The organism is Ruminococcus sp. 210702-SL.1.03, assembly GCF_020559915.1.
Lineage (GTDB): Bacteria > Bacillota > Clostridia > Oscillospirales > Ruminococcaceae > YE71.
Map to the genome: position 1 here is coordinate 1 of NZ_JAJCLZ010000067.1, position 2,970 is coordinate 2,970.

The 2,970-nt window shown below is 39.5% G+C and carries 1 protein-coding gene and 1 pseudogene; both read left to right on the forward strand.

The genetic code is table 11. The features are described 5' to 3' along the window. Positions 1 to 86: 86 nt before the first annotated feature. Positions 87 to 242 carry a cyclic lactone autoinducer peptide gene (locus tag LI114_RS13235; protein WP_081856071.1) on the forward strand — a complete coding sequence of 52 codons (156 nt, stop codon included), beginning with the start codon at positions 87 to 89 and terminating at the stop codon, positions 240 to 242. 58 nt (positions 243 to 300) lie between these two features. After that, positions 301 to 2,970 (forward strand): annotated as a pseudogene (locus LI114_RS13240) (thrombospondin type 3 repeat-containing protein); the annotation flags it as partial.

Below are 2,970 nucleotides of genomic sequence, written 5' to 3' on the forward strand. Positions count from 1 at the left end.
GGACAAGCCTGCAGTATAACATATTGTCAGCCGAAAGAGCCTGAGAATTTGCATAAATTTTTTAAAAAGGAAAGGCGGTGAAAAATATGAAGGCAATTAAAAAGCTCATGTTGAAATATGGTTCATCATTGGCGGCACTTGCACTGATGATAGGCGTCAGTTCCAGTTCTCAGGCTTGCTGGTGGTGGTACAATCAGCCAAAAGAGCCTGAAGGTATGAAGAAATTTGTAAAAGAAGACTAATAAAAAAGCGGTAATGGAGCGCTTCGGCGCTCCGATACTGCGGAACGGAGGAGAAGTTATGCAAGGAAAAAACAACTTCAAACGAATACTTTCCGGCATAATGAGTGTAGCTATGGCAGCAACTCTTTTGCCGAGTTTGCCTGCAGTTGCAGAGGATGCAGCAGAAAAGTATCCCTATACAATGTTTGCCGCTTCTGATACAGAAGGAGCTATCACCATTAATGCTAATAATTTCTGTGTGAATGGAAATATAGCGACAAACGGCACAATTGTTTCAAGCGGAAATATGAATGTCAACGGTACGAAAACTGAGAATGCTGACGAAGAAATGATCTACATTCTCAAAAAACTGAACTACTCGTATTTCAGTGGCGATAACGTTGAAACATATGCTGACGATTACAGCTTTGAGGACCTGAACATCAACATTAATAATCCCATGGATGTTAACGGCACTCTAGAACTTACGGGAAATATTAATCTCAATTCAGGAATTAAAGCTGTTGAAGATGTTACCATCAATGGAGAGGTTAAGAATACGAACAATTCTGTTATTTGCTCCGAAACAGGAGATATCAATATCGAAACAAGCAACGTTAATTTCAGCGGCTTGATTTATGCTCCTTACGGAGATATCAACATCGATACAGATAACCTTAACCTCAACAATGTTATCATTATCGGACAAACTATCACCATCGACTGTCCTAGCATTAATGCTAATTACAGCAACAGTATGGCTGAACTTGTCGGAACAGAATCTGACATTGAGGTTGAGCTTTATGCTTTCGGAGAGTATAACAGCGATGCGAACAGCATAGATATGGAGTGGTACACCAATTACAAAAACAGCAGCTATGAGATATGGAGTTCAGATGATAATGTCAACTATACATCCGTAGCTGTCGTTTCGGATGCAACTACCTATCAGTACCCGATCACCGATGACTTTGAAACAAAATACTTCAAGGTTTCCCTTATCACCAATTACGGCGAGAGAATTGAATCAGTACCTTTTGTTGTAACAAAAACAGAAGATGGCTATTCTGTTGATTTTCTTGACAGCGACGGTGACGGGCTTCCGGACATTTATGAGAATATGATCGGTACAGATTTGAATAATCCCGATACTGATGGCGATGGACTGACCGATTATCAGGAAGTATACATAACAGGAACAGATCCTACAAAGTACGATTCAGTAACCGAGGGTGTTTCGGACGCTGATGCAGATTCTGACAGTGACGGATTGACCAATGCCCAGGAAATAGAGCTTGGAACTGATCCAAGAAATGATGATACGGACAATGACGGACTTTCAGATTACGATGAAATTAATATTTACGGAACTGATCCTCTCGTTCCGGACACAGACGGTGATGGCTTAAAAGATGGCGATGAGCCGTATATTGGACTTGACCCGACAAATCCTGAAACATTTGACGTTCCCGATGCGGAATATGTAAGCAATCAGACTATTGCCGAGAACAGCGAGGCTCTTAGGGAGATCAATACTGACGATAGTCCTTACAAAATGTCTATTGAAATTGAATCGACAGGTTATGTTGAGGGTAATTTAAAAGCAAAGGAAACAAGCTACTCAAAAGCAATAAGAAATGACGCCATTCTTGGCATTGCACCGGAGTTAACTTGTGGCAACTCTTGCAATATCAGCAAGGTTGTGTTAAAATTTAATATAGCTGATGAATCCGTAGACAATGAACTTAATCTATTCCCTGATGAGCCGGATTTACAAGGATTAAAACGTCTTACAATCTTCAAATACTTTGAAGATATGAATATGCTTCTGCCCATTGAAACAAAGTATGACCTTGAAAACAATACAATTTACACGGAGGTTGACGAACTTGGCACATACTGTATAATGGACATGGAGAAATGGCTTGCCAACCTTGGAATCGGCATTAACGAAGCTGAACCTATGTTGATGTCCTTTGAGGCTGAAGCGGTAGAAGATATAGCTGCTGAATTCAATGAAGAGTCTACACGTGTAGAATTTTCTGAAGAAACACTCGCTGAAATAAATGACGAGGAAGATACTCTTACTGAAGAAACTTTTGCTCCTGCAATGTTTGCTGCTGCTCAGACCAGAGGCGCTGTTACCGTTCAGACACCCGTTGATATTGCGTTCCTTATTCAGACTTCCGGTCAGCTTGAGGATACATTTAATTCACAATGCGAAATGATTGGTAATTTGATGGATTCCCTAATTGCTCAATACGGGAATGGTAATGTACGTTTCTGTCTTATTACTTATAATTTGAATGGAGCACAAGCTCTGAAATTTACATCTGACGGAAATATATGGTTTACCAACAGTGTGGCTGTTAAAATGGCTCTTAGCGCACAGCAATATGTGTACACTTCAGGTTATACTGATAGAGGTAATGCGTTTAAACTATTACAAAATAATGTTACTTTTAAAGAAACATCGGCAAAATTTATTTTTCAGGTAATGAATGGTTCTACGAATGTTGGTTCAATGTATTTTGATCAAATAAATACATGTGCGAAATTAGGCATAAATTATTCCGAGTTAATGCCGGCAGGTTACAGTTACATTGATCCTTCTTATGGACAGCAGGTAGATAATGCGATAAAGAGTACTGGCGGACTTAATCTAACATATGGTACAAATTCAGAGAGTAGTGTTTATAATCATATTGTGGGTAATGTTGCTCCACCTCATGTTGAATTTAAAGCCGTA

What these genes read in the sequence shown, in the direction of transcription:
- LI114_RS13235 (WP_081856071.1), top strand. Translation starts at nt 87, where the DNA reads ATGAAGGCAATTAAAAAGCTCATGTTGAAATATGGTTCATCATTGGCG.